This window comes from Pseudomonas sp. W2Oct36, from assembly GCF_041060465.1.
Taxonomy (GTDB): Bacteria; Pseudomonadota; Gammaproteobacteria; order Pseudomonadales; family Pseudomonadaceae; genus Aquipseudomonas; species Aquipseudomonas graminis_B.
Window position 1 is genome coordinate 201,276 of sequence record NZ_JAUERW010000008.1, and the last position, 26,782, is coordinate 228,057.

Here is a 26,782-nt window from a genome sequence, read left to right on the forward strand (position 1 = left end):
CGATAGCGGCTGATTGTCTTCCGCGATAACAAAAGGTCGGTAAAACAATGAATTACATGACTATCCTCAAAGAGGTTCGAGGTCGGGTTGCCCTCTTGACCCTCAATCGCCCAGAGGCGCTTAACGCCTTGAATGCGCAGCTCATCAGCGAACTCAACCACGCCCTCGACGAGCTGGAGGGCGATCACGGCATCGGCTGCATTGTTCTGACCGGCTCGGCAAAAGCGTTCGCCGCCGGGGCTGATATCAAGGAGATGGCCGAGCTGAAATACCCGCAGATCTATCTGGATGACCTGTTTAGCGACAGCGATCGGGTGGCCAATCGCCGCAAACCGATCATCGCCGCCGTCTCGGGGTTTGCCCTCGGTGGCGGCTGCGAACTGGCGCTGATGTGCGACTTCATTCTGGCGGCCGACAACGCGCGCTTCGGTCAGCCGGAAATCAAGCTGGGCGTGCTGCCGGGCATGGGCGGCACCCAGCGTCTGACCCGGGCGGTGGGCAAGGCCAAGGCCATGGAAATGTGCCTGACCGGGCGCCTGATCGACGCCGTCGAAGCGGAGCGGGCCGGGTTGGTGGCGCGCATCGTGCCGCAGGACCAACTGCTGGATGAGGCAATGAACGTCGCGGCCGGTATCGCGGCGAAGTCGCTGCCGGCAGCCATGATGGTCAAGGAAAGCGTGAACCGCGCCTTTGAAGTCAGCCTGGCCGAAGGGATTCGTTTCGAACGCCGTGTGTTCCATGCGGCGTTTGCCAGCGAGGACCAGAAGGAAGGCATGGCGGCGTTCATCGAGAAGCGCGAGCCGGTGTTCAAGCATCGCTGATTCAGGTCAGGCGCTGGCGCGTCTCAGGGGTGTCTTCTGGCGCCAGCGTGTATAAAATGCGCCGGTCGCCGCGGTTCACCCCCGGCCTGTCATTATCGATCACCCTATTTTCAGCGTTTATCGTCATGGGCCCGGCGTGCAAGACACGTCGGATCCGAGCGATTCATCGCCACCGGAACAAGAGAGCAATCATGGGCGCACAGTGGAAGGTCAAACACAAAGAAGCGGCAGCCAACGCCAAGGGGCGTATTTTCGGCAAGCTGTCCAAGGAAATCATGATTGCCGCGCGCTCCGGCCCTGACCCCGACATGAACGCGCGCCTGCGACTGGTGGTCGAGCAGGCCAAGAAAGCCTCCATGCCCCGCGAGACACTGGAACGCGCCATCAAGAAAGGCGCCGGTTTGCTCGGCGAGCACGTGCACTTCGAAAAATTGACCTACGAAGGCTTCGCCCCGCACAAAGTCCCGGTCATCGTCGAGTGCCTGACTGACAACATCAACCGTACCGTGTCCGAGATCCGCGTGCTGTTCCGCAAGGGCCAGCTGGGTGCCGAGGGTTCGATCACCTGGGATTTCGACCACCTGGGCATGATTGACGCCGTCGCCGCCAAAGACGATGCAGACGCCGACGAAGCCGCCATCGAAGCCGGTGCTCAAGACGTTGAACAGGGCGACCAAGGCGTTGCAACGTTTTACACCGACACCACCGACCTCGACGCCGTGTGCAAGGCGCTGCCTGAGTTCGGCTTCACCGTCGAGTCCGCCAAGATCGGCTACCGCCCGAAAAACCCGGTTGAAGGCCTGAGCGAAGAGCAGATGGCCGAGGTCGAAGCCTTCCTCGAAGCGATCGACAGCCACGATGACGTGCAAAACGTCTACGTGGGTTTGGCAGGCTAACGCTGGCTGGGCCAACTGGCTGGCTGGGCCAACTGACTGAACTCGGTCCCACTGAATGATCCCGAACACATGGTAGGACCGGCTTTAGCCGGGAAGGCGTCGGTGGGCATACCGCTAAATCGACGGTGTCCATGCTGGTCTCTTCCCGGCTGAAACCGGTCCTACTGAATCATCGCGAGCACATCGTAGGACCGGCTTTAGCCGGGAAGGCGTCGGTGGGCGTACCGCTAAATCGACGGTGTCCATGCTGGCCTCTTCCCGGCTGAAGCCGGTCCTACAGTTGTGCGGCGTCCTCTGGATTGAGTCCCGCTGACACACCGCAGGCTTAGTGGGACCGGCTTTAGCCGGGAAGGCGTCAGAGGCCGCACTGCAAAACGCCAGCGTTCAGAACAGCCGCTCAACCTCGGCAAACCCGGGCCGCTGCATCACATCCGGCTGCACGCAACGCCGCGCCAGCGCTCGCAGCTGGGCAGTCTGCGCATCGCTCTCTGCGCAACCGTCCAGCAACTCCGCCAGCAATACCCCAAACGCCCGCACTTCAATGCGCTCCAGCCTTCTTCCCGTTTCTTCATCCGGATAGAACGCCGCTGCGCCGAAATCCCCCAGCAGGCTGTCACCACCCTCGTTCCAGAGGATATTGTGTCCATAGAGGTCCCCGTGGTTAATCCCATGGGCATGCAAATGTGCGCACGCTGCGGCGATCCCGGCGGCCATGCGCTTTACGGTCGAAGCGCTCAGCCGGGTGCCGCCATAGGTGTCACGGGTGCAGGATTCCAGGGTCGGAGGACGCGCAAGGGTCACGAATGACGGCGAAATCAGCTCCATCACCAGACCGCGAGCGTCCTGCGGGTGATCCTGAATCTGCCCGAGCACGGGAATCAGGTGAGCATGCCGCCCGGCTGCAATGCAGGCCTGCATCTCGTTCAACGGCGAGCCGTCGCTGGTGACATCGCCTTTGTACAGCTTCACGGCAACGTCCAGCGCCGACGCGTCGGCATCCGCGCGCCACTGCGCCTGTTGAATCACTCCGGAGGCGCCTTCGCCCAGCACCTGTTGCAGCGCCAGTTGCGGCCACGGAATCTGCCGAATCGGCTCTTCAGTGTGGATGTCGTTCAGCGGGTTGCCGGCAAACGCCAGCCAGGCCAGCGCGGGCATTTCCAGCAGCCAGCGCGGCAGTTTATGGAAATCGTTGACCGCGATCCGTACCAGTTCCAGGCGCTGACAGCGGGCCAGTGATGCCGGCAATTGCCGCAGCCGGTTGCCCGCGAGCATCAGCTTCTGCAGCTGCGCACAGTCGCCGATGGCTTCAGGCAGAGTCTCGATGCGGTTGTCGGTCAGCACCAGCGAGCGCAGCGAGGGCGGCAATGCGACGGCCGGCACATCAGCGATATCGCAAGCCTTGAAACCGACGAAGAACAGCTGCTCGCACTGGCCCAGGCATTCCGGCAGGCGGGTAAACGGGTTGTTGGAGCAGAACAGGATTTTCAGGCGCTTGAGCCGGTGCAGGTCGGCGGGCAATTCGGTCAGCCGGTTGCCGCTGAGGTCCAGCACTTCCAGTGAATCGGCGAGGCTAAAAATCTCCTCGGGGAATTCGCCGAGGTCGGCGCTGAGATTGAGCCGCGTGATGCCTGCCAGTTTGCCGGCACGCAGGTCTGCAAGGGTGTGCATGGGGGGAAGGGCGCCTGTGGTCAATGGGCGCCCATGATACCCAGTCGTCGCGGCCGGTGCTCGTCTGGTCGCGAGCACGATGGGCATCGGATCAGCTCAGGCAGCGATCCAGCAATTGATGCATGCGCTCAAGGGACGGCGCCGATTCGGCGTACAGAATGCGGTAGACCATGGGCGCGACAACGGCATCCACCAGTTCATCCGCCGGAGGACTCTGTTCGCCGCGGTCCCGGGCGCGGTCGATGATGATCTGCAACTGATCGCGAACCATGTTCAGGCACTTGCCCGAGCACAGGGTCGCGCTGCTGGAGACCACGTCGCGCATCATCTCGCGGCCGGGGGCCGAGTTGGTCTCTTCGAGGTAGACCTCGACCCAGGTGCGCAGGTCATCGCGCAGGTTGCCGCAATCCACCGGCTCGTCGGGGCGCAGACGCTCGACAGCGGCATCGGCCAGCAGTGAGGTCAGGTCGCCCCAGCGCCGGTAAATGGTGGACGGCGTGACACCGGCACGGGCTGCAATCATGGGCACGCTGAGGGCTGAACGCTCCTGCTCCTGGAGCAGATCGCGAACGGCTGCGTGAATCGATGTCTGCACCCGGGCACTGCGGCCGCCGGTGCGAATGCCTTCTTTGATAGCCATGCTGCGGACCCTAACACAAAGTATTTGCTTTAAGCAGACGCTGCTCGCACACTCCTAACGCTAATTAATAGCTTTTGTGGCGTGCTTTTTCGGGAGAGTGTACTCGTGTCTGATTCTTTGCAGAACCCGCAAGTCGATGGTCGGGGGCGGAGCCACTTGGGTTTTCTGGCTTTCGTGCTGCTGTGTTTCTTCGCCGCGTCCAGCGCGCCCACGCCGCTTTACCACCTCTATCAACAGGCGTGGGGCTTCTCATCGGTATTGTTGACGGTGATTTTCGCCGTTTACGCCATGAGCCTGCTGGCGACGCTGCTGGTGTTCGGCTCGCTGTCGGATTACCTCGGCCGACGCCCGGTGATATTCATCGGGCTGCTGCTGGAGATCGTCGCGATGCTGCTGTTCATCGCCGCCACCGACGTCAGTTGGCTGATCGTTGCGCGGGTGCTGCAGGGCGTGGCGACCGGCATTGCCACCAGCGCGTTGGGCGCCGCGATGCTCGACAGCGATGCGCAGCAGGGGCCGTTGCTCAACAGCATCACACCGATGTTCGGCATGGCACTGGGGGCGCTCGGCACCAGTGCGTTGGTGCAGTACGCGCCGCTGCCCATGGGCCTGGCCTATGGCTTGCTCCTCGCGGCGTTCGCGGGTCAGGCGGTGTATCTGTTGCGGGTCGCTGAAACGGTGACCCCGCAGCCGGGCGTGCTGAAAACCCTGCGACCGCGGCTCGCCGTACCTGCACAGGCCAGGGGGACATTGCTGCTGGTGCTGCCGGCGGACATCGCCGCCTGGGCGCTGGGCGGATTTTTCCTGTCCCTCGCACCGTCGCTGCTGACTGCTGCGACCGGCTCGACCTCAGTGCTCAACGGCGGCTTTGCCGTGGCAGCGCTGACCATCAGTGGTGCGATTTCGATTCATAACCTGCGTTTGCGCGCGCCCCGGCTGGCCTTGTTGGTGGGCTGCAGTTTTCTGGCAATCGGGGTTTCAGTGATTCTGGCGGCGGTGAATCTGGGCTGGTTGTGGCTGTTCTTCACCGGCGCGGTGGTGGCGGGGATCGGCTTCGGTGCGAGTTTTCTCGGCGCCCTGAGGCTGTTGCTGCCCCTGGCCCAAGCCCACGAACGGGGCGCATTGATGGCGGCCTTTCTGGCTTTGAGTTATCTGGCGTTCTGCATTCCGGCGCTGCTGGCCGGCGTGTCGATCAAGACGGCGGGCTTGGTGACCACCACCAATGTCTACGGCGGGGTCGTAGTCTTGCTGGCGGTGTCGGCGCTGGCCGGTCTGCTGATTCAGCAGGCCGGCCAGGCCAGGGCCGCCTGAGCCGCGTTACCGGTTATGACGCAGAATCGAAAAATTCAGCGCCGAAGCGACGGTCAGCCAGACCAGGTACGGGAACAGGATCAGCCCGGTGATGAGGTCCAGCTGGATCCCCAGCACGACCATGGCGGCTACCACCAGCCACAGCAGCGAAATGATGATCAGGCCCGCCATGATGCGGTGGGCGCCGAAGAACACCGGCGTCCACAGGGTATTCAAGGCAATCTGAGCGGCCCATAACGCCAGCACGGTTTCGCTGCCGGGGATCAGGGTCAGGCGATAACCGGCCCAGGCCAGCAGCAGATAAATCGTCGTCCAGGCCACCGGAAACAGCCAGTTGGGCGGGGTGAAGCGTGGCTTTTGCAGCGATTCATACCAGCTGCCCGGTTTGAAAATGATGCCGGTGCTGGCTGCCGCGGCGCAGGCGATGAGGAAGATGTAAAACGTCATGGGGGGTCCTTTGCTGAAAGCATTCGAAGTGCGGGCCGTGGGGCCGTCTCGGCATTGGATGCTTATGCGCTGGAAAAATCCGGCGCGCGTGCAGATCAGCCGTGACCCAATTGGCTGAGGCGTTCTTGCACGGCGTCGTCGAAGATCATGTACAGCGTTTCTACATCGGCCGGGCGAAGACGTCGGCTGGTCTCCAGGCTGAGGATGAAACTGATTTCCATGGAGGCCTCGCGTTCGAGGTCTTCCTTGGTGGTGGCGGCATTCAACGCGCGCACCAGATCGTCAATCGCACCCTGGATGGGTTTGGGAAGCCGAAGTGCAGCGATTCGCTCTTGGGGCATTGCTCAGTCCTGGGGTGGCGGGTTGTGCGGCGAACCGAAAGGCATAAAGCCCTGGCGCCTGGGATCGGGGCGTATTGTGGCCGAGTTACGGCGCAGATCCCACCAGCGGAAACAAAATAGTGAAAGGGCAGCGCTTGCCGTAATCGCTTTTAACGGACTGCCCCATGTTTGTATCGCTCAAGTTACAAAAGCCCGCGCCGACACCCTGTTCAGGAAGTCTATTACTCACTTGAACAGGGAAGTGCCATGTCAGCGATTGCTTCGGTCACCTCATCCGCCCAGTTGATGCCAGTGGTCAAACCGGCGGCCACCGTCGCGCTGAATGACAACGCCGCTGCTGCCACCACCAGCGCCACGCCGTCGTCCGTCGTCATGCTCGGCCAGGACGACAAGGTCAGCGCCCCGTTGGTCTACAACGTCCGTGGCCTGATGCCTGATGCCAACGTACCGCCCGCTTGGGAGTACACCCGGCAGGACAAGGTCTCGCTGGCGATGATGGGCAATTTCAGCACTTCCGCCACAGCCGGTCGCTTCCAGGGCCTGGGCGCGACGCTGCTCAGTCAATTGGCGCAGACCGGCCAGAACATTTCCCAATCGGTGCTGCGCTCGACGACCGGCAAAGCATTGGAGCCTGCAGAGCTCGCTGCCGCCCAGGACCGCCTGCACAGTCATCCGGCGAACAGCATCAGCCTGACGCTGAAAACCGCCAGCGGTAAAACCATCGAGCTGAGCCTTTCCAGTCAGGACGACGGTCTGGCGGTGCAGGCCCAGGTGAGCGGGGGCGACCTCAGCGACGACGAGCTCAACGCGCTGAATGCCATGGCGGACGGTTTTCAGTCGGCCATCGACGGCCTGACGGCCAAGCCGCCGACCCTGAAACTCGACGCCTTGACCCATTTCGATTCGAAGGCCTTTGCCTCCGTTGATATGAAAACCAGTTTGAAACTCGAAGACGGCAGCGCCCAGACCCTTGAACTGCACGCCGATGCCGACCAGCGTTCGGTGCGCATGAGTGGCGCGCTGGGGAATCTTGAGCTGTCGGTGGACCTGAAAAACGCGGCCATTCGGGGTGACAGTGCTCAGCAGGCGAAAGCGCTGGACGGCTATGTCAGCCAGATCGAGTCGGCGCGCAAACGCGGTGACGGCGACGCGCAGCTGCTGTCGATGTTCGAGGACGCGTTCAAAACGCTGCACTCCAATTACCCTGACACCCGCGTGTCTACAGCGCCGCAGACGGTCAATTCGATCGAACTGACCGACACCGACCACGGCCTGTTGACCGGCCTCGGCGACTTCAGCGCCTCGGTCAGCGAGAAGAGCGTCGAAGGCAACCCGGCACGCCCCGGCGAGCTGGACAGCTTCGCCTACATCCTGTCGCAAACCACCCAGTCCAAGGGACGCGACCAGTTGAACCGGACCATCGTTCAGGACCAGCAATCTCAGCTCACCGCCAGTTATCACAAGCCCCTGCCAGGCGGGCAGAAGCTGGCGTTGAGCACCGATCCCGCGAGCCAGAACTACCTGTATTACCAGGTCAGCGATCAGGCCAGTAGCAAAACCAGCATTGGCTACAAGAAAGGCGAACTGGTCGATGCGACGTTGAGCCAGTCGGCCAGCCAGTCGACGCGCATTGCCAAGTACGTGATGGGCCGCCTGGAAAAAGACACTCACACGCCGATCTCCACCTCCAAGACCCAGAATTTCCTCAGCGTGCTGCAGCAGGCTTTGCAACAGGACAAAGAGGCGAAGCAGGGCCGTGGCACGTCGACCCTGAAAGACACCCTGGCCGGGATTCATGCCAAGGTCCTGTTGCAGAGTGATCCGTCGAAGCTGAACGGCTGATGGCGGTACACCCTCGGTTTCGCAGCGCGCCATCCGGCGCTTTCCCGGCTGAAGCCGGTCCTGCAGTCGAGTTCGCACCCATTTCACTGAGCGCACGCGATGTCTTGGCAAACCGGGTTCAGCGGGGAAGAGGCCGGCATGAACACCCGCAATTTTGCAGTATGACTACCGAGGTCGTTCCACTACAGCCGGTCCTGCATTTTGATGCCGTTGATCACTAGAGGGGATGCCGAGATAAAGGAGAGTCGGGGAATATACCTCTAGCCGCATTAGCCAGTGTGCGCTGAGCACCGTTCAGAATTCAAATTCCGCATATATAGTGATTGGTGCAGCATCTGTCGCGGGGCTGGCGGATCCTTTTGTAGCGTTTCTGCCTCGGTGACCAGTCGCTATAGTCGCTATAGTCGCGGTTCAGTCGGTTCAGATCGCCCCGCCTGACCAAGAGGTTCTGCTGCACATGGCGTATATGAGTTGCAGGCGCTGAACCTGGGAATCGTGACGGGGACGTTCCTTGTCTGCGGGCAATTGATCCTTGCAGATGTGTCGACTTACCGCTTGATCCTGTCTGGCCCCCCCAGCAATAACCTTCAAATCTTTTACTGTGTTGACATTTAGAAACGACCGTGAAATTATCAGTCGTCAGGTAGGATCCTGCTCATTGCAGGCAATAAAATATAAATGCACAAAGGATTGTCATGTTTTATACCGCCGCTATGAGTGCGTGTACTTTTCCGCTCCATTTTCATTCAGATCACTCCTCGCCTCATCTTTTTCCGCTCAACACGGTTAAAACGATATTTATCATTATGCCCTCGGCATCTGCCAATTCCTCGTCGGCTGATGATCGCTCGATACAATCAAAAAAACCTACCACATAATTTTCATATTGTGCGCGTACCTGTAGTCGTTCGTTATCGTCGCCGATACGCGCAGGCGTTATTTGCCAATATGAATCTGTATCGACGCATCAATTAACTGCGCGCCGTTAACGGGCGTAACCACTATTCCTTGCACGCTCGACCCTTCTGGGGCGAGCGATCTATTGAAGGTATATATGAAGAATATCGTGATGATCGGCGGGCATGATGAAACCTTTATGCACTATGGTGGCTTAGGTTTTGATTTCACCGTCTTGCAACTGGCTGACTCCGTGGGTCCCAACCTCAAGGCACTGACCGATAAGATTCACCTTGTAAGTGATTTCTCCAAAGCCACCGTGCTCGAAAAAATGGATGAAATCTTAACGACTCAACCCGTTGATTTTATTTTTTCATTTACCGAAGACGGTTTGCTGCCGGCGGCACGCGCCAGCCAGCGTTATGCGATTGCAGGCATGGATTTCGACACATGCGAAACGTGCATCGATAAGGCCTTGATGCGCACCAGACTTGAAAATACCGAATTCGCTGTCAATAGTGAAACCTGCCGAACACGCGCCGACGTCGAACGTTTTTTCAGCCGCCACGCAGGCGCAATCGTCCTGAAAGACCCGAAAGGTTCCGGGAGCGAAAACGTCTTCATCGTTAAAGACCCAGTGTCTCTACGGCGTACGCTAGAAGAACTGCCTCAAGAAAATTTTGTCATGCTGGCGGAAGAGTTTCTGAAAGGTCGGGAAGTGAGCGTCGAAACGCTGACCATCGATTCGCAACACCGTGTCCTGGCGGTCACCAACAAACAGCTGTACCAAACATCCCTTGCAGAAGAGCAGCACATTATCTCGCCAGACAATCTCGACGGCGACACGTTCAAGCAACTGAGTCGTTATTGTGAGCGCTTATTAACGGCTATCAACCATACACACGGTCCTTGCCATATTGAGGTCACCATCGCGGATGGGCATTTTCATCTGATAGAGATCAATAATCGAGTGGGTGGCGATTACATTGGGCTGCTGGTTGAACTCACGACAGGCGTTGACCTGTTCAGGGAAACATTGCAGTTCCACAGCCGTGCCGTAGAAAAAAGCAGTTTAGAACAATCGGTACATTACGAATTCGCTGGCTCTCATCTTTTTTACGAGCCGCTGGATACAGATCTTCTCAAGGACTGCTTGCGGGAAGTGGATATTATCAGGCTGGTCATGGGCGAGGCCAATCCACCGCTGGTTAGGCCACACACCAATGATGACAAAGTCGGACTGGTGGTTATCGCCAGCCATGACCGAAAAAAGTTTTACACCGCTATCGACCGTCTGAATCAACTAAGTTTTGCACGCTAACTATTAACAAATGGAGCAGCAGATATGGAAGTCATTTCCCGCAACGATATCGAAACCCTCAACAGCGTTATGGTGAATGGCACCTCTCACGATTTGGGCGTTGTAAAGATACTCTCCCAGCATCCTGCGCTTGCTGAGTTCATTCCGTCCCAAAGTGAGCTGGCTATTAGTTGGGTTCGGCTCGAGAAGGATCAGGAACTGTCGGTTCATCAACATCCCGAAGCGAGCCTGATTCTAATTTGTGACGGTACCGGGATGACCCTGGGGGCGACCGAACGCGGTATAGAAGCTGGTGATATGGTGTTGGTGCGGCCACATTCATTGCATGGTTTCAAAGGCACTCTAGAGGGTTTCTGGGCGCTGTCCATCCAATTTAATGGCAAGGCCCTGTACGAAGACACCACACGACCGAACGTCGTCTTCAAACCTCAGGAAAAAGATACTGCGAAGCCCGCCGATGCGCTGATGCGCGGTAACGAGGTTTATCTGGAACGCTTTAAGATCAGCCGACTGTTGTCGCTGGTCAATTCGCCTTTGATCGATCAACCCGACGTGCGCGAAAAACTTCTCGATTGCCTGCAGACCTGGTCAGACATGTTTCAAGACCTGCTGCATATCCGAGTGGCGATGACCCGTGATCCTGCGCACAAGAAAATCGCCATTGCACATTTGGTGGAAGAACTAGGGCATAACAACAACCTGCGCAATCAGCGTGATACCCACCATTCGCCGGTATCGGATGCCGCCTTTCATTCCATCATGGAATGGTTCAGGCATCAGATGCTCTACAAAAGCGACATGGTCAAGACGCTGTTGATGCATGTAGTGCTGGAAGGCAGCGGTGAGATATTTCATAGCGAGGCCGCTAGGGTATTCGCCAGCATGCCTCACTTCCAGGAACACGGTGAAGATGATGGGAGCCACGTCAGCATGGGCGTGGAACTGTTGAACCAGGCGTCGCCAACGGAAATAGAAGAGCTGCGTGAAACCCTGAGCGAGGGTTGGAACATGATCATCCTGCTGTGCGATCGATTCGCCGATATCGCCTGTTCGGATCACCTGATGCGCGCAACACCTACCGCTCTTCAACCAGTGCCGGTATATAGCTGATCCTCATGAAGATTGCAGAAATCCTGAAGACGATCCTGTGGTTTCGGACACCTGAGCCTGAACTAAATCGAGGTGCACATTCCGTTCACGCTCACCGCTGGCAACGCTGGTGCAAGGCGGTCATACATGACGCGCGGGGAAGCAGAAAAGGACGGCTGCATACCAGGATTTTTGCAGCCCTCAAACGGGAAGTGATGTTGGCACTGTTGGCGATCGGGGTGCATACCGCGGCGGCGTTTGGCGCCGCAATCACCCTCAAATCACTGCTGACGCAACTCATGCAGAGTGACTCGCCGGCTCTTTCGAACATCACGCAGGGCGCCACCTGCCTGGCGCTGACTTACTGCGCCTGGCTGGCACTCAACCACACATTCTTTCTGGCTGAGCTGGTCGGTGTCGGCAGCCGTTCTTATGTGGAACAACGGATTTTAGTAAAAAGGACTGCCGCACAGAACGACGCTTTCCCACTCAGCCTTACTACGTTGTTTGATCGTGAAGCGGCACGTGTCGAATCATCATGGTCAGGATTGGTGACGATCATCCTCGCGCTCGCAACGGTCATCTTCACGTCCACGTTTTTCTTTTTTGCCTTGGGTGTCAGTGCAGTGGCCGCGTTGGCCGTGATTGCCGGCAGTTCACTGACCGTTTTCTGGATTGCCCAGCGATTGAGCATGACCTATGAACAGCTGTCGTTGAACTCCACTCAGCGCATAGAAATAGGGGCATTCGCAACAAAAAATCGGCGCCAGGTCTGGCTGAAAAACTGGAATGCCGACCTCATTCGGGACTATGCCGCCAAACGAAACCTTGAAGAAGCCTCGCTAAAACATGCTGCCCGTCTGGTGGCAGGGATTAGCCTGATCTCGACAATGACGCCTATCGCCGCGCTGTTGAGCTCGGCACTGTTGCAACTGGTCTACCTGGGCCACGTCGATGCGCCAGGGGTGCTTGCGGCCATCGCACTGATCGGTGGACTAAGATCGGTCGCCAATATCATCCCGGACATTGTGCAAAGCATCTCTCAAGGGTTTGTCGGTCACAGGCATATAGAGCAGTACCTTGATGGCAGTGAGCCCGGTACACCCCCTCCCGAAATGCCAACCATGCCTTCCACCACGGCGAAACATATCGCTATCGTCGGTGCCGCAGGCAGTGGCAAGACGTCTGTGCTGAGGAGATATGCGCAACGTTTTCCAGAGGTTTCCGGCCAGGCAATCTTCATTCCGGACGAGCCGTGGATATTTGGCGGAGGTCTTGGCGAAAACTTGAGCCTGTATCGCCGGGACTTATCAGACGAAGAAGTACGAAACGCCATCGCCTTTGCACGCTTGCCCGAGCAGTTTTACCTCGATTACCTCAATGAACGGAGCCATGGCAGGAATACCCATTGGGACGTTTCGAGAGGTCAGGGGAAACGCATCGAACTGGTCCGAGCTTTGGTGGCACATCCAGACTGGATCTACATTGATCAGCCAACCTCAGGGCTAGACGAAGCGCTAGCTGCGGGATTGTTGAGTTCACTGCTGCAAGGCCCGTGGCGCGACACCAATGTGATGTTCGTCACGGACAAACCCGAAGAGAAATACGCCGCCGAGGAAGTCTGGACTGTCTCTGACGGCATGATCACGGGCGTGCAAATCCCTCATGGGGCCCCGTGCTCTCGACTTGCCGCCGCATCGACTGAAATTCCTGTTTCTGTCTGTTCGGCGACGCAGGCAAATAGCTCGACGGCAAACGACCCGACAGAGCAGCCTCACGTCAGCTCCACGTCAATGATGAGCAGCCTTATTGGTTTTGGTATCGGGATCACTACGCTGATTGCCTTCACCTTGCTGGCGCTCAAGGAAGTGTTGACCATTGCCGGCGACTACCTTATCGCCAGCGGTCATCTGAGCACTCACCTGCAGGCATCGTTGATCGGACTGTCCGGCGTTTTAGTTGCGAGTGCATTACTGTCAATTTTCGGTGCGTTAATGACGGTCAGGAAAGGTATTGAGGCGGCGTCAGCACAATGCATCCGCTACTTTTCTCATCTTATGAACCCTAGCCTGGATGAGTGCCTGAGCCAGGAAATCAATCGTGACAGCCAAAACAAGTTGACATGGGACCAGCGGCGCGTCGATGAAGTGTTGCCCGTCCTGTTACTGGAAACCATCAGCGCAGCAACCTTGCTTTTCATTACCACGGGCTACGTCGTCCTCAACAGCATCTACGTACTGTTCCCGTTGACGCTAATCGGCCTTTGTTACTGGCGGGGGGCAAGACGCTCCGGCGAGTTGCTGGAAAGGTCAAATATCCGGGAAATCGACGCGACCTCCGTGTTGTTTTCACGCGTTCAAGCGCTGAACTGGGATGGCGGCCGATTTGAAAGCAGCATGAGCAACTCAAGTATTCTCGCCTGGTTGAGCGCCAGCCTGTCCGCTCGGGCATTCGCTTCCTTGGACAACGCCGCAACGCGGCGCTGGTACAGCTACAAACTGGACCTGATGGGTTTTTTTTTCCTGTCCGGTATCGTGGTTGCAACGATTTACTTTCACACCACCGGCACAACCACCATTGCTAACGTGCTGGCAGTGAGTCTCTCCTACAGCCTGATTGCGATTTTTGCCCGCTTGGGCAGATGTGCGGTGGAACTGCGGCAAGTCCTCGACAGTGCCGATCGCCTGGTGGTTGGCGCCTTCCCGGCGACAGCGCCAAAACGCCAACAGGCTGGTAAAAAAGCGCCACTGGTGTCGTTTTCAAACGTCACTTTTATTAACCCGCGCAGCGGAACAACGGTGCTCGAACAATTCGACCAGGTATTTCAGAAGCATGATGTGGTTGTGATCACGGGGGCGAGCGGCGTTGGTAAGTCAACCTTTGCCAATCTTGTGGTGGGCAGCTTGCTGCCAAGTCTGGGGGAGGTCTCTACACTGGGTGGCACTGATGGGTATCTGGCACGACAACATACCGAAGAGGTGCAGTTACTGACATCCAGTCCGATATTCAAACCGGGATTGTTGGTCGAACACTTCAATAGCCCGTCACGTGAAGCGCTCGATCAGAGAGTGGCGTATCTTGGACTTTCGGATATTATCGAGCGCTTGCCGGATGGTTTCAATCAACAGGTTCCCTGGAGTGGTGAAATACATCTGAGCAAGTCGGAACTTCAGCGACTCGCGCTGCTTGACCTGACTATCAATACCCCGACCATTGCCATTCTCGACGAGGCGACATCGGAGCTAAGCAATACCGAAGAACTGCAACTCATCAAGAAAGTGATTACTGCGCTGCCGCAAACCTTATTTTTCATCATCACGCACAACCCTGAACTTTCCATGCTGGGAAACAAGAACTTCAATTTCAACCATGAAAAGCGCATGGTTGAAAACATAGCATAAGCACATCCCCACAAGCCGTTAGATAAGGATCGTTACTATGGAGCTGCACGCGCAGCGGGATGCATTTTGTATCAGTTATGGCGTCTCTCACCCACAACTGCCCTTGAGCGAGATTGCCCACTGGGAAGCAACGCTTAAAGGGACGGCGGATCAGCATAGCGCCCTGCATCAGGAACAGGCCTATGTGGCGCCCGGTTTTTTTTACCTGCCGGTCACCGCGCAGCCAGAGCCGGAGTTCTTGAACCGATTGATACAAGACGCACATACCGCCGACTGGCTATTGGTACCCTCCTTGGAAAAGACCGGCAGATCGCTGCGCCAGCAATACGAAACAGACATCATTCCGGTGCCCTTCATGCAAGTCGCGTATCTGCGCGTTGAGGGGAAACTTGACGATTGCCTGCTCGCGACTATGGGCAGAAAGTCGTATAAAGAAATGGTACGCCTGACCCGGAGGGCTGAGGAATTTTGCCATACGCAAGTGTATCGCCTTAGCGAGTTGCTTGAAGACAGCAACGTACTGAAGGTTTTTTCAACGCTGCAGTCGTTCAACGTGGAAAAATATCAGCACGTCAGGAATTTATACTCCCTCGAGGCGATGCAGGCGTTGGCACGCTCGACAGAAGGTTCAAAATACTACATAAAAATAAACTACGAAAAAGTGAGCAATGTGCCTGTCTATGGCTCCCTAAGCTACGCGGATGAGCGATCCAATGTTTTTTCCCAATTGGTGCAAGGTCAAAATCGAAGCCATGTGCCGCAGGGGATTAACTTGTATGTCAGCGATTACTACCAGCTGTACCGAGTGGCTGACGAATTGGGATATAAAATCAGTTGTCTGGGTCGCGGCGCCATTGATATAAAAAAACGTATGGGTTCCAACCGGGTGGTCGACCTGGAAAACTGGCTAATCCCCATCAGAACAAGTCAGCAAAAAAAAATGCATGATTTTTCAACCAAGAGAGACAGCTAACAAGGAGTTATTATGTCTTTTTTCGATATAGGTCGGCAGCTCGATAGCGAACATGTCATAGAGAATGGCATCACGATACTGGATTATCCAACGTCGAACTTTGACCTGTCCGGCACACTTCAGCAGACGCTGGTCGATGTCTACAATCTCAGGAATGATTTTTTGCTGAACAAGATTCATGAATGCCTTAGTCGGGAACAAATCGTTCAGCACCTGGAGGACTCCGGCCATTGGCATGACCCACTACAAACACTGGGTGCGCCAATGATCGAAGCGTACTATAAATTTGTTAATTGGCTTAGCCAACACCTGGGTTTCGATTTCGTGTTCGAACATAACCCGTTAGTTCGGTACCACATCCCCGGAAAACTGGATGATCGTTACAGGCTTCCGGACGGTGAATTATTCACCCACCACTCGGACACCCTGTTGGGTGACTACTTCCAGCAAATCAACATGTGGTTGCCATTTTGCGACGTCAAGAGTACCGCGGCACTCAGCGTTTGCTCGAAGCACGCCAGCATCCGCACCCTGAAATCTTTCGCCCAAACGCAGGAATACAGCTACGACGAATATAAGGACAGCCGGGTCGCTTTTTTCGATTATGCAAAGCAACGGCCACAATTGATCTCAGCTCTTCAGACGGACGCAATGCCAGTCAACCTTCGTTATGGCCAGTGTCTGATGTTCGATCCTCGGGTATTACACGGGACCGCAGAGAACACTGAGAACATGACGCGCGTGAGCATGGACTTCAGGATTCTCCCCGTTGACGACTACGAGTCCATCCTCAGAGAACTTGAGCTTCAAGGTGGACGTCCGAACAGTTACGAAGGCGAAGGCTTGGTCAAGGGCGAGTTCTACAACGCACTGACTGCACGTGAAGTCGTCACTCACTGAATCCCCGCGCTGCCATAAAGACTACGTTAATCATCAACGAGGGAATGGACCATGACTACGGCGATCGCGTGGCTGGACGGCCAATACTTCCAGGCGGATCAGATGACTTTTTCGCCCGACACTCACTCGCTTTCTTATGCCTCATCGGTGTACGAGGGCATGCGCAGTTACGGCGCAAACATTTTCAAATGCGAGGAACATCTGCAACGACTGCAACAGTCGGCGCAGTTGTTTAAACACGAGTTGCGCTACAGTAACGCCACGCTGACCGACGTTTGCAATGAACTTCTGGTGCGCAACGAACTTGTAGACGCTTATATCAAAATCGTCGTGTTCTATGACAACGCCGACGTGAGCTTCATGGGGCGTGGCTGTCGCACCAAAGTGGTGATATTTGTCCTGCCATTCGCCCCCAAGTCCGCCACCACACCTTACCGTCTGACGATTGCCAATTGGCGCCGAGCTCCCGCTCACTGTCACCCCTATCAGGCGAAGAACTCGTCCACGTATGCGCTCAGCTTCTTGAGCTTTCGTGACAAAAGTGACGCATTCGACGATGTGCTGTTCCTTTCGACGACTGACACCGTCTGCGAGTCGAGTGGATCCAACATCTTTTTTGTGAAGGGAAACCAACTCATTACGCCAACCACCGAAATGGCCTTGGCAGGTATTACCCGTCGCGTCATCATCGAAGAACTGTCTCCCGCACTGGGTTTGCAGGTTGTGCAACGCGATATCTCCTGCTCGGAACTGGGCCACTTTGACAGCGCCTTTCTATGTGGCACCGCCATGGAAATCAACGAGGTTAGCCAAATTGATGACGTCGTTTATGAAAAGAGCACATGCGTCGCATGGCTGGTCGCTGAATACAAAAAAAACGTGCTGCGCGCCTCGTGCTAACCGGCTGGGGGAGCCTATTCAACCTTTTCTATCGGGCGCCAAATATCGAGGACTTACACGTATGCTCGAATTCAGGGGTCTCCCTCAAGAGAAATATTTTCGCCCTGCCCCTCAATAAAGCCACGTTCAGGTGGGTAGCGCACTTGGGTCGAAACCGGTATCGCCGGCGATTGACTCAGTACCAGCGTGGGCGTTTGATCACCGTGTCATCGGCAATTAGGTGATGCTGTTAAATGCTTGATTCAGCTACTTCGAGTGTAATGTTCTCGAACTATTCCACCCATTAGCCTGTGGGGCCATTGCCCCGAGCGCTCGCTATATCTTGTTCAAAATATCCTTCCCGTTTGTGATCCAACGGTAGCGCGTCCCTTGCTCATTTTGTAGGACCAGGATCGAGGTAATAGAGCTTTCCGGTACGCGGACCGAACTGAAACCGCCGTCACACCGGTATACCGAGGTACTGAGAAAAAAGGCGCTGGCGTCGATAGATGCCAAGAACTTGCCTATAAACAATGGAGAGCAATGAGGCGCTCGTCCTACACCATCCGCTGTCCCCAGAGGCTAGAAGCCCGGAGTGTTATCGATGATTGACCGTGAGCCACCGTATCCCCGTAAACCCCCGCTGAGTAATCCCGAAAAACTGGCGCGTCTGGCCGGCATTGGCCTGATCGTGCTGATCGCCGCCGGCGCGTTTGCCTACGTCAATGGCAGCCTCGACCCACAGCGACTGACACCGGCGCGGGTGGTTGACGTCTTCGAACGCAACAACGGTGTGCATCCCGGTTACCGTCGCAACCACCCGAAAGGCATCTGCGTCGCCGGCGTGTTCGAGAGCAACGGCGCCGCTGCCAGCCTCTCCAAAGCCGAAGTCTTCGCCAGCGGGCGCACCCCGGTGATCGGCCGTCTGGCCGTGCCCACGGGCAATCCGTATTCCCCCGACAGCGCCGCGCCATTGCGCAGTTTCGCCGTGCAGTTCACCCAGCCCAACGGGCAGCAATGGCGCACCGGCATGAACAGCATGCCGGTGTTCCCGGTCGGCACGCCTGAGGCCTTCATCGATCTGCAAATCGCCACCGGACCTGACCCCAAGACCGGCAAGCCCGACCCGGCGAAACCCCCGGCGTTCTTCGCCGCGCACCCGGAAGCCCAGCCGTTTCTGGCGTGGGTCAAAACGGCCAAGCCCTCGGCCAGTTTCGTCACCGAGACCTACAACAGCGTCAACGCCTACGTGCTGGTGAACGCTGATGGCAAGCGTCAGGCGGTGCGCTGGAGTCTGGTGCCGGAGGCGACCGATGCATCGCCTGCGCCCGACGCCAAGGAGTACCTGAACAAGGACCTCAACGAAAGACTGGCCAGCGGCCCACAACGCTGGAAGCTGGTGCTGACCCTGGCCAACCCCCAGGACCCGACCAACGACGCATCCAAAGCTTGGTCCGGCGAGCACAGGACCGTGGACGCCGGGACCTTGGTGGTCAACGCCGACAGCTCGCAGTTGAACGGCGACTGCCGCGACGTCAATTACGACCCGCTGATTTTGCCCAGTGGCATCGAAGGCTCGGATGACCCGTTGCTCGCCGCGCGATCGGCGGCCTACGCCGCGTCCTACATGCGCCGCACCAGTGAAGTCGATCAGTTGAAAGCCGAACCCGCCCTGGAGAAACAGCCATGAGCACGCCCGTCAAGCATTTCGCCCCACTGGCGCGCCTGCTGCACTGGGTGATGGCGCTGATGGTCATCGCCATGCTGTTCATCGGCGCCGGCATGGTCGCGTCGGTGTCCGAGCGCCATGAATGGCTGCTGAACCTGCATAAGCCTTTGGGCATTGCGATTCTGCTGCTGGTCATCGTCAGGATCATTGTGCGTGTGACCACGGTGACGCCGCCGTTACCGGCTGACTTGCCGGCCGTGCAGGCGCTGGCGGCGAAGCTGTCGCATTACCTGCTGTATGCGCTGATGCTGGCGATGCCGCTGATTGGCTGGGCGATGATTTCCGCCGCCGGGGATCCGGTCATGCTCGGCAGTTCAGTACGGCTGCCGTCCATCGTTGCCGCCAACCCTGACACCTTCGCGCTGCTGCGCAAGGCCCACGCCTACCTGGCGTACCTGTTCTTCCTGACGATTCTCGCGCATCTGGCTGCCGCACTGTTTCACGGCTGGGTGCGGAGGGATGAAGTGCTGGACAGCATGCTGCGGGGGAAATCGCGGGATTGATGCTTGTCGTCACCGCGATTGACGCCATCGCCAGCAGGCGCGAACCCGCTGGCGATGGCGTTTCTGGACCGTAATTAAAGTCAGTTCACGCCTCAGCGCAGCACTGACACCATCTGCGCCAGCGTGGTCAGCACATCGCGGGCGAGCTGTTTCGAGCGCTGGCCCGACCAGCCGGTGATGACATCCGGTGCGTCATCGTTGTCTTTGAACGGCATTTCCAGCGTCAGCGACAAGCACTTGTAACGCTCACCGACGCTGTTGCACGCCAGGTTCATGTTGGCCTGGCCCGGCGCCGATTTCGGATAGCCGTATTTGCTCTGGAAGTCCCGGGTCAAGCCGCCCAACCGGGCGCGGAAATCCGCTTCCAATCGGGCTTGCCGGTCGGTGTACCCCGGATTGCCTTCGCAGGCGGCGGTGAAGACATAGGGGATTTCTTCATCGCCGTGGACGTCGAGGAACATGTCCACGCCGTATTTTTCCATCTGGGTTTTGACGAAGAACACTTCCGGGCTGAGCTCGGGGGTCGTGTCCTGCCAGGCGCGGTTGAGGTCCTTGCCTTGGGCGTTGGTGCGCAGATGGCCGTGGAACGAGCCGTCCGGGTTCATGTGCGGCACCAGGTACAGGTTCGCCGACGCCAGCAACGCCTGCAGTTCAGGGTCGTTTTCCTGCAGCCGGTCGATAATGCCTTCCATGAACCACTCGGCCATGTGCTCGCCGGGGTGCTGCTGCGCGATGATCCAGATGTTGCGCTTGCCCGCCGCGCCGTCGCCCTTGCGCAGCAGCGGGATGTCCCGGCCTTCGACGCTCTTGCCGGTGGACAGCAGCTCGGTGCCGTTGTTCAGCGCTTCATTCACCAGCCAGTCGTGGCGCTCGCGGCTGTAGGGTTCGAAGTAGGCAAACCACACTTGGGATTCGCTGGGCGTCAGCTCGAAGTTCAGCGCACGGCCGTCGAACTGACTCGGCACGCGGAACCAGGTTTTCTGATCGTAGGAGGCGACCGCGTTGTAGCCGGTCCAGGCGCCGTTGTAGCTCGACTCGCCAGCATTGGTCAGGCTGAAACCGTGGGGCTCGCCGATCTGCAGGCCGTCGACCTTGAAATGGAACCACTGGAAGTGCGCGCTCTTGGTGTCAGGGCGAATCGCCAGTTGCACCGTTTTCGGGTTGCTGGCGTCGAGCACGACGATGTTGCCGCTGTCGAAATCGGCGGAGATATTAAGGGCGGTTTGAGTCACGGGAGCGTCCTGATTGCATGATCTGCCATTACGAGACCATCGGGAGGTAATGCAGGCCGCGCCTGATTCCCTCACTGGGCTGTTATGACAATTACTTTACACGCAACCAGCGGGGGCACGGCGACAGAATCGTTCGCCAAAGGGTCGGAGCCTGACTCAGCTGTACGCCTCGGCAGTCACCAGCAGACCGCACAGCAGCACCGTCATCAGCAACCAGCCGACATAGGCGCGGGGTTTGCGCCGATGCCAGCCACTGGCGCCCAGAATCGCAGCGGGTGCATGAAGCGTGCGCCAGAACTGCTCACTGTTTTGAAAGGCTGCCAGGTGTCGGGGATCGGCGTCGAGCCAGTGACGGAATTCGATGCGCTGACTGGCGGTGGCCTGGGGGCTTTGCAGGTGCACGTACCAGCGCAGGGCCTGAAGCAAAATGGCTCGGGCCGGGTCATGTTCGGCGGATTCGCTGACACAACGTTCGAGCGCTGCGGTCATGCAGCGTTCGACGGCGGTGGCGTCGATATCAAGCAGTTGGGCGATGTCGGTGTAGGAAAAGTCGTCGAGGCGGCTCAGCAGAAACACCTGCTGAACCCTGCGCGGCAACCGCTGAAGACGGCGTCGGTACAGGTCGGTTTCAGCCCTCGCGCCCAGGGCAGGCGGCACGGTGGAGGCGGTCATCAACGAATCGAACGGCTGAGTCATGGCGTATTGCTCACTGTTTGAATAGCGGCGGTCGCGGAAAACAACGGGAGTGCGTTCGGATCTTTAACGGGTGTTTTTTACTGAATGTGTCAGTTTTTGACAGCGGCAACGGTGCATTGCTCGCTCCATTTGCTATGATGCGCGCCATCGAAAAGACAGATCACTGTCGAACCCTCTTCATTAGCCTGAAGACGCAACACCCGACCGAACCCAGACCCGAAAAGGGCATAAAAAAAAGACCCGGCTATAAGCCGGGTCAAAAACCGTGATTAGCCTGATGAGGAGATAATCCGGAAGCCGACCTAAGGCTTCTGGGTTACCAGCCAGTCTCGCGACTGGTTGCGCTCAATAATAATCATTCCCATTTGAGAGTCAATGCTTTTTTCGCGCCCCGGTGAAAAGAGTTTTTCTGCGTGGGCGCTCGTTGCCTGCGCCTCAGTCAATCGGCAGCTCAGTCGATCGGCAGTTCTGTCGTACGCTTCACCACACTCATCGCGATGTTCGAATGCGCTTCCTGCACATGGGGGCTTTGCAGCAGGTGGTCGCGCAGAAAACGCTCGTAGCTGGCGATGTCCTGCACCACCACCTTGAGCAGGAAATCCATGTCGCCGGCCATCGTGTAGCACTCCAGCACCTCTCGAAACCCGGTGATCGCCTCCTCGAACTCCGTCAGGTACTTGCGCCCGTGCCCGGACAGCTTGACGTCGACGAACACGGTCATGGTCAGCCCGAGTTTGGCCGGGTTGAGCAGGGCGACTTTACGCTCGATGATGCCTTCTTCTTCCAGACGATTGATGCGCCGCCAGCAGGGCGATTGCGAGAGTTCGACGCGCTCGGCGATCTCGGCGGCGGACAGATTGGCGTCGTGCTGCAACAGACGGAGGATCTTGCGATCGATGGGGCTGAGCTTGACCTGCATGAATTGACCCTTTTTTATTCTTGAACGGGAACGGGCATGCACGATATGAGCAGATTCGCGTCGATTTAGGAAGAAAAAGCCTCTGCCGCGCAGGCAGTATTTTGTCTGTGACCGTCGGGCTGAACCGTCCTGACGGCGAGGCGCTGGTAAGGCTGCACACGCCACTGGCGCCGCATTCAAAACGCACTAATAAAAACAAAGGAGTGCCTGAATGTCCTTGGCTGATATTCGTCTGGACGATAAGTACCGACTCGCAACCGGCAATCTGTACCTGACCGGAACCCAGGCGCTGACCCGCCTGCCGATGCTGCAGAAGCAGCGCGATGAAGCCCGCGGGCTCAACACCGCCGGGTTTATCTCGGGCTATCGCGGCTCGCCGTTGGGCAACCTCGACAAGAGCCTCTGGGACGCCAAGGATTATCTCCAGCAGAACGCCATTCATTTCCAGCCGGGCGTCAACGAAGAACTCGCCGCGACGGCGGTCTGGGGCAGTCAGCAAGTCAATCTGTTCCCCCACAGCAAGTACGATGGCGTCTTCGCCCTCTGGTACGGCAAGGGCCCGGGCGTTGACCGCTGCGGCGACGTGTTCAAGCACGGCAACTCGGCCGGCGTCGCCGAAAAGGGTGGCGTCCTGATCCTCGCTGGCGACGACCATGGCTGCAAATCGTCGACCATCGCGCACCAGAGCGAACACGCGTTCATCGCCTCGATGATCCCGGTGCTCAACCCCAGCAACGTCCAGGAAATCCTCGACTACGGCATCATCGGCTGGGAGCTGTCGCGCTACAGCGGTTGCTGGGTGGCGATGAAAACCATCGCCGAAAACGTCGATTCGTCGGCCGTGGTCGAAGTCGATCCGCTGCGCATCCAGACCCAGATTCCCGAAGACTTCCAGATTCCCGAAGGCGGCCTGCACATTCGCTGGCCCGACCCGCCGCTGGCTCAAGAGGCGCGGCTCAATACCTACAAAATCTACGCCGCCCGTGCGTTCGCCCGTGCCAACCACCTCAACAAAGTGGTCATTGATTCGCCGCAGCCGCGGCTGGGCATCATCACCACCGGCAAGTCGTACCTCGACGTACGTCAGGCCCTGGAAGAGCTGGGCATCGACGAAGACCTCTGCGCCTCGGTGGGGATTCGCGTGCTCAAGGTCGGCATGAGCTGGCCGCTTGAACCGGTGTCAGTGCACGGCTTCGCGGAAGGGCTGGACGAAATCCTGGTGGTCGAGGAAAAACGCAGCGTGATCGAGGATCAGCTCACCGGTCAGCTGTACAACTGGCCGGTGGATCAGCGCCCTCGCGTGGTCGGTGAGTTCGATGAAGAAGGCCGCTCGCTGTTGCCCAACCTGGCTGAACTGACGCCGGCAATGATCGCCCGCGTCATCGCCAAACGCCTTGCGCCGATCTACAGCAGCCCGAAAATCGAGGCACGCCTGCAGTTTCTGGCCGACAAGGAAAAAGCCCTCGCCGCGCCGCTGTTCAACACCCAGCGCACCCCGCATTTCTGCTCCGGCTGCCCCCACAACACCTCGACCCGCGTACCCGAGGGCAGTCGCGCCCTGGCCGGTATCGGCTGCCATTACATGACCATCTGGATGGACCGGGAAACCGAGACGTTCACCCAGATGGGCGGTGAGGGCGTGACCTGGATCGGCCAGGCGCCTTTCACTGAAACGCCCCACGTGTTCCAGAACCTTGGCGACGGCACGTACTTCCACTCCGGGCACCTGGCGCTGCGGGCGGCCGTCGCGTCGAAGGTCAATATCACCTACAAGATTCTCTATAACGACGCCGTCGCCATGACCGGTGGCCAGCCCATCGATGGCGTGTTGCGGGTGGATCAGCTCAGCCGGCAGGTGTTCAACGAAGGCGTTCAGCGCATTGCGCTGGTCTCGGATGAGCCGGAGAAATACCCGAGCCGCGAGCAGTTTGCACCGATCACCACCTTCCACCACCGCAGCGACCTGGACGCCGTGCAGCGCGAACTGCGTGAGTTCAAGGGCGTGTCGGTGATCATCTACGACCAGACCTGCGCCACGGAAAAACGCCGTCGCCGCAAACGCGGCACGATGGTCGATCTGGACAAGCGCGCCATTATCAACCCGGCCGTGTGCGAAGGCTGTGGCGATTGCGGCGTCAAATCGGGTTGCCTGTCGGTGCTGCCGAAGGAAACACCGGAAGGGCGCAAGCGCGAAATCGATCAGAGCGCGTGCAACAAGGATTTCAGCTGCGTCGAGGGCTTTTGCCCCAGCTTCGTGACGGTGCACGGCGGCAAACTGCGCAAGCCACAGTTGCCCAAGCAGGCCCAGGCCTTCGCGGAGCTGCCGCAGCCGACGCTGCCGAGCCTCGCTCAGCCATACAACATTCTGCTGCCGGGTGTGGGCGGAACGGGCGTGACCACTGTCGGCGCGATGCTGGGTTACGCGGCCAATCTGGAAGGCAAGGGCTGCAGCGTCCTCGACCAGGCCGGCCTGGCGCAGAAGTTTGGGCCGGTGGTCAGTCACATTCGCATCGCCGCGCGGCAGGAAGATCTGTTCGCCGTGCGCATTGCCGCTGGTGAGGCGCATCTGCTGCTGGGTTGTGACCTGCTGGTGGCGTCGGGGCCTGATGCCATCGCCAAGCTCAACAGCGCGAAAACCCATGCGGTGATCAATAGCCAGCAGACGCCAACGGCTGAATTCACCCGCAATCCCGACGCTGAATTTCCGGCCGAAGCGATGATGCAGACCATCCGCGAAGCCGTCGGCGCTGATAAAACGCATTTCGTGCAAGCGACGGATCTGGCGACCAAACTGATGGGTGACAGTATCGCCAGCAACCTCTTCATGCTGGGCTATGCCTTCCAGCTGGGACTGATTCCGTTGACCTCTGCAGCCATCGAAAAGGCCATCGAGCTTAACGGCGTGGCGGTCAATCTGAACCAGCAAGCGTTCCTGTGGGGGCGTCGTGCCGCGTTTGACCTCCCGGCGGTGCAAGCGGCCGCCAATCCGCAGACCCAGCCAACGCCGGACCCTGAGCACCTGACCCTGGAGGAGCGTGTCACGCGCAATGTTCACGGTTTGATCGCTTATCAGAATGGTGCGCTCAGCGAGCGGTACCTGACGCTGGTGAACCGTGTGCGGGAGGCCGAAGCGCGGCTGTTCCCGGGCCAGCCGCCTGCGTTGACCGAGGCGGTGGCGTTTAACTACTTCAAGCTGCTGGCCTACAAGGACGAGTACGAAGTGGCGCGGCTGTACAGCAACGGCGATTTCACCCGTCAGCTGCAAGCGCAGTTCGAAGGCGATTACCGCATCGAGTTTCATCTGGCGCCGTCTTGGCTCGCCAAGCGTGACCCGAACAACGGCGTGCCGCGCAAACGCAGTTTCGGGCCGTGGATGCTGAAGGCGTTCGACGTGCTGGCTCGCTTCAAATTCTTGCGTGGCACGGTGCTCGATCCGTTCGGCCGCAGCATCGAGCGTCGACAGGAGCGCGAGTTGATTGATGCTTATGTGGGCGACATCGAGCTGATCCTTGGCCACCTGAGTGCCGGCAATCGGCACACCGCGCTGAATCTGGCGCGCCTGCCGGAGCGGATTCGCGGTTATGGTCACGTCAAGGAAAGCGCGATGAAAGCGGCGGCACTGCAGGCGGCACGGATGCGCCAGAGCCTGGTCAGTGGTGAGGTTGAAGTGCTGAAGTTGTATGAAGTAGCGGCGTAACGGCAGGGAGGAGGCTGGTCAGGCCTCCTCTCATCGAACTGGATGCATCGCTTAGTAGGACCGGCTAAAGCCGGGAAGAGGCCGGTGTTAACACCCTCAATTGTGTGGTGTACCCACTGCCGCTTTCCCGGCTGAAGCCGGTCCTACATTTGCGTTCGCACACAATCTCATTGGACACACGAATCGTTGTAGGACCGGCTTTAGCCGGGAAGGGGCCATTGTGAACGCCATCGATTTTGCGGTGCGCCACCTGACGTCTTCCCGGCTGAAGCCGGTCCTACATTCGAGTTCACGCTCGATCTCATTGCATGCCACGCGATGCGTGGGTGAAACCCCACACAATCTCACTGGGTGCACGCGGTGCGATAGTAGGACCGGCTTTAGCCGGGAAGAGGCCGGTTTGTCCACCCTCAATGTCGCGGTGTGACTGCTGACGCTTTCCCGGCTGAAGCCGGTCCTACATTCGAGTTCACGCTCGATCTCATTGCATGCAGTGGTCTAATTTCCCCGGACACCTCGATAAGTGGAAAATACATTTATCGAGGTGTCTTTCATGACTAGAAAACGCAACAGGTTTGAC

The 26,782-nt window shown here is 58.2% G+C and carries 20 protein-coding genes and 1 pseudogene; 13 read left to right on the forward strand and 8 right to left on the reverse strand.

Annotated features, from left to right (window positions below):
• The first annotated feature begins 47 nt into the window (after positions 1 to 47).
• Together QWI18_RS13715 and QWI18_RS13720 are read left to right on the forward strand one after the other, a co-directional pair.
• Positions 48 to 821: an enoyl-CoA hydratase gene (locus tag QWI18_RS13715; RefSeq protein WP_369319051.1), complete on the forward strand. Its 774-nt coding sequence runs from the start codon at positions 48 to 50 to the stop codon at positions 819 to 821.
• Positions 822 to 1,012: 191 nt separating this feature from the next.
• Positions 1,013 to 1,717, forward strand: coding sequence for a YebC/PmpR family DNA-binding transcriptional regulator (locus QWI18_RS13720; protein ID WP_369319052.1), 705 nt, complete (start codon positions 1,013 to 1,015; stop codon positions 1,715 to 1,717).
• A 384-nt stretch (positions 1,718 to 2,101) separates the two neighbouring features.
• Here QWI18_RS13720 and QWI18_RS13725 read toward each other — a convergent pair whose 3' ends face one another.
• Positions 2,102 to 3,385 (reverse strand): leucine-rich repeat-containing protein kinase family protein, encoded by a 1,284-nt coding sequence (locus QWI18_RS13725; protein WP_369319053.1) that lies wholly within the window; start codon positions 3,383 to 3,385, stop codon positions 2,102 to 2,104.
• A 91-nt stretch (positions 3,386 to 3,476) separates the two neighbouring features.
• Entirely contained in the window at positions 3,477 to 4,025 is a 549-nt protein-coding gene (locus tag QWI18_RS13730; RefSeq protein ID WP_369319054.1) for a TetR/AcrR family transcriptional regulator, read from the reverse strand.
• Between the two features lie 105 nt (positions 4,026 to 4,130).
• Here QWI18_RS13730 and QWI18_RS13735 point away from each other — a divergent pair, with 105 nt between their 5' ends.
• Entirely contained in the window at positions 4,131 to 5,336 is a 1,206-nt protein-coding gene (locus QWI18_RS13735) for an MFS transporter (RefSeq protein WP_369319055.1), read from the forward strand.
• Positions 5,337 to 5,342: 6 nt separating this feature from the next.
• On the opposite strand, the gene QWI18_RS13740 is transcribed toward QWI18_RS13735, so the two are convergent.
• Both QWI18_RS13740 and QWI18_RS13745 read right to left on the reverse strand, forming a co-directional pair.
• Positions 5,343 to 5,783, reverse strand: coding sequence for a TspO/MBR family protein (locus QWI18_RS13740; RefSeq protein WP_065990573.1), 441 nt, complete (start codon positions 5,781 to 5,783; stop codon positions 5,343 to 5,345).
• A 95-nt stretch (positions 5,784 to 5,878) separates the two neighbouring features.
• The gene (locus QWI18_RS13745; protein WP_065990575.1) at positions 5,879 to 6,124 is read right to left on the reverse strand and encodes a hypothetical protein; all 246 of its coding nucleotides are present in this window, start codon (positions 6,122 to 6,124) and stop codon (positions 5,879 to 5,881) included.
• Positions 6,125 to 6,370: 246 nt separating this feature from the next.
• Here QWI18_RS13745 and QWI18_RS13750 point away from each other — a divergent pair, with 246 nt between their 5' ends.
• From QWI18_RS13750 to QWI18_RS13780, 7 genes are all read left to right on the forward strand, one after another.
• Entirely contained in the window at positions 6,371 to 7,966 is a 1,596-nt protein-coding gene (locus tag QWI18_RS13750) for a lactate dehydrogenase (RefSeq protein WP_369319056.1), read from the forward strand.
• A gap of 1,054 nt (positions 7,967 to 9,020) precedes the next feature.
• Positions 9,021 to 10,184, forward strand: a complete 1,164-nt coding sequence (locus QWI18_RS13755) for an acetyl-CoA carboxylase biotin carboxylase subunit family protein (RefSeq protein WP_369319057.1) — start codon at positions 9,021 to 9,023, stop codon at positions 10,182 to 10,184.
• A gap of 24 nt (positions 10,185 to 10,208) precedes the next feature.
• Entirely contained in the window at positions 10,209 to 11,294 is a 1,086-nt protein-coding gene (locus tag QWI18_RS13760; RefSeq protein WP_369319058.1) for a cupin domain-containing protein, read from the forward strand.
• 5 nt (positions 11,295 to 11,299) lie between these two features.
• Positions 11,300 to 14,674: an ATP-binding cassette domain-containing protein gene (locus QWI18_RS13765; protein ID WP_369319059.1), complete on the forward strand. Its 3,375-nt coding sequence runs from the start codon at positions 11,300 to 11,302 to the stop codon at positions 14,672 to 14,674.
• Between the two features lie 37 nt (positions 14,675 to 14,711).
• Positions 14,712 to 15,647: a hypothetical protein gene (locus QWI18_RS13770; protein WP_369319060.1), complete on the forward strand. Its 936-nt coding sequence runs from the start codon at positions 14,712 to 14,714 to the stop codon at positions 15,645 to 15,647.
• Between the two features lie 12 nt (positions 15,648 to 15,659).
• Positions 15,660 to 16,547 carry a phytanoyl-CoA dioxygenase family protein gene (locus QWI18_RS13775; protein WP_369319061.1) on the forward strand — a complete coding sequence of 296 codons (888 nt, stop codon included), beginning with the start codon at positions 15,660 to 15,662 and terminating at the stop codon, positions 16,545 to 16,547.
• 51 nt (positions 16,548 to 16,598) lie between these two features.
• On the forward strand, positions 16,599 to 17,447 hold the full coding sequence (locus tag QWI18_RS13780; RefSeq protein WP_369319062.1) for an aminotransferase class IV: 849 nt from the start codon (positions 16,599 to 16,601) through the stop codon (positions 17,445 to 17,447).
• A 315-nt stretch (positions 17,448 to 17,762) separates the two neighbouring features.
• Here QWI18_RS13780 and QWI18_RS13785 read toward each other — a convergent pair.
• Positions 17,763 to 17,903 (reverse strand): annotated as a pseudogene (locus QWI18_RS13785) (IS630 family transposase); the annotation flags it as partial.
• Positions 17,904 to 18,030: 127 nt separating this feature from the next.
• Between QWI18_RS13785 and QWI18_RS13790 the strand changes: the two are divergent.
• A complete protein-coding gene (locus QWI18_RS13790) occupies positions 18,031 to 19,116 on the forward strand; it encodes a catalase family peroxidase (protein WP_369319063.1) in 1,086 nt (361 codons plus the stop codon).
• The gene (locus QWI18_RS13795) at positions 19,113 to 19,658 is read left to right on the forward strand and encodes a cytochrome b (protein WP_192131786.1); all 546 of its coding nucleotides are present in this window, start codon (positions 19,113 to 19,115) and stop codon (positions 19,656 to 19,658) included. The genes QWI18_RS13790 and QWI18_RS13795 overlap by 4 nt, the downstream gene beginning before the upstream one ends.
• Positions 19,659 to 19,750: 92 nt before the next feature.
• On the opposite strand, the gene QWI18_RS13800 is transcribed toward QWI18_RS13795, so the two are convergent.
• The 3 genes from QWI18_RS13800 to QWI18_RS13810 all read right to left on the reverse strand — a co-directional run bounded on the left by QWI18_RS13800 (position 19,751) and on the right by QWI18_RS13810 (position 22,505).
• On the reverse strand, positions 19,751 to 20,890 hold the full coding sequence (locus QWI18_RS13800) for a M14-type cytosolic carboxypeptidase (protein WP_192131785.1): 1,140 nt from the start codon (positions 20,888 to 20,890) through the stop codon (positions 19,751 to 19,753).
• 156 nt (positions 20,891 to 21,046) lie between these two features.
• Entirely contained in the window at positions 21,047 to 21,562 is a 516-nt protein-coding gene (locus tag QWI18_RS13805; protein WP_244656954.1) for a DUF4880 domain-containing protein, read from the reverse strand.
• Between the two features lie 475 nt (positions 21,563 to 22,037).
• A complete protein-coding gene (locus QWI18_RS13810) occupies positions 22,038 to 22,505 on the reverse strand; it encodes an Lrp/AsnC family transcriptional regulator (protein WP_065990584.1) in 468 nt (155 codons plus the stop codon).
• Positions 22,506 to 22,716: 211 nt separating this feature from the next.
• On the opposite strand from QWI18_RS13810, the gene QWI18_RS13815 reads away from it, so the two are divergent.
• Positions 22,717 to 26,202 carry an indolepyruvate ferredoxin oxidoreductase family protein gene (locus QWI18_RS13815; protein ID WP_369319064.1) on the forward strand — a complete coding sequence of 1,162 codons (3,486 nt, stop codon included), beginning with the start codon at positions 22,717 to 22,719 and terminating at the stop codon, positions 26,200 to 26,202.
• Positions 26,203 to 26,782 lie beyond the last annotated feature (580 nt).

Excerpts from the sequence above, each read along its gene's own strand:
- QWI18_RS13780 (WP_369319062.1), top strand. The coding sequence starts at position 16,599 with ATGACTACGGCGATCGCGTGGCTGGACGGCCAATACTTCCAGGCGGAT.
- QWI18_RS13715 (WP_369319051.1), top strand. The coding sequence starts at position 48 with ATGAATTACATGACTATCCTCAAAGAGGTTCGAGGTCGGGTTGCCCTC.
- QWI18_RS13750 (WP_369319056.1), top strand. The coding sequence starts at position 6,371 with ATGTCAGCGATTGCTTCGGTCACCTCATCCGCCCAGTTGATGCCAGTG.
- QWI18_RS13725 (WP_369319053.1), bottom strand. The coding sequence starts at position 3,385 with ATGCACACCCTTGCAGACCTGCGTGCCGGCAAACTGGCAGGCATCACG.
- QWI18_RS13760 (WP_369319058.1), top strand. The coding sequence starts at position 10,209 with ATGGAAGTCATTTCCCGCAACGATATCGAAACCCTCAACAGCGTTATG.
- QWI18_RS13790 (WP_369319063.1), top strand. The coding sequence starts at position 18,031 with ATGATTGACCGTGAGCCACCGTATCCCCGTAAACCCCCGCTGAGTAAT.
- QWI18_RS13810 (WP_065990584.1), bottom strand. The coding sequence starts at position 22,505 with ATGCAGGTCAAGCTCAGCCCCATCGATCGCAAGATCCTCCGTCTGTTG.
- QWI18_RS13755 (WP_369319057.1), top strand. The coding sequence starts at position 9,021 with ATGAAGAATATCGTGATGATCGGCGGGCATGATGAAACCTTTATGCAC.
- QWI18_RS13745 (WP_065990575.1), bottom strand. The coding sequence starts at position 6,124 with ATGCCCCAAGAGCGAATCGCTGCACTTCGGCTTCCCAAACCCATCCAG.
- QWI18_RS13775 (WP_369319061.1), top strand. The coding sequence starts at position 15,660 with ATGTCTTTTTTCGATATAGGTCGGCAGCTCGATAGCGAACATGTCATA.
- QWI18_RS13795 (WP_192131786.1), top strand. The coding sequence starts at position 19,113 with ATGAGCACGCCCGTCAAGCATTTCGCCCCACTGGCGCGCCTGCTGCAC.
- QWI18_RS13770 (WP_369319060.1), top strand. The coding sequence starts at position 14,712 with ATGGAGCTGCACGCGCAGCGGGATGCATTTTGTATCAGTTATGGCGTC.
- QWI18_RS13730 (WP_369319054.1), bottom strand. The coding sequence starts at position 4,025 with ATGGCTATCAAAGAAGGCATTCGCACCGGCGGCCGCAGTGCCCGGGTG.
- QWI18_RS13815 (WP_369319064.1), top strand. The coding sequence starts at position 22,717 with ATGTCCTTGGCTGATATTCGTCTGGACGATAAGTACCGACTCGCAACC.
- QWI18_RS13740 (WP_065990573.1), bottom strand. The coding sequence starts at position 5,783 with ATGACGTTTTACATCTTCCTCATCGCCTGCGCCGCGGCAGCCAGCACC.
- QWI18_RS13765 (WP_369319059.1), top strand. The coding sequence starts at position 11,300 with ATGAAGATTGCAGAAATCCTGAAGACGATCCTGTGGTTTCGGACACCT.
- QWI18_RS13805 (WP_244656954.1), bottom strand. The coding sequence starts at position 21,562 with ATGACCGCCTCCACCGTGCCGCCTGCCCTGGGCGCGAGGGCTGAAACC.
- QWI18_RS13720 (WP_369319052.1), top strand. The coding sequence starts at position 1,013 with ATGGGCGCACAGTGGAAGGTCAAACACAAAGAAGCGGCAGCCAACGCC.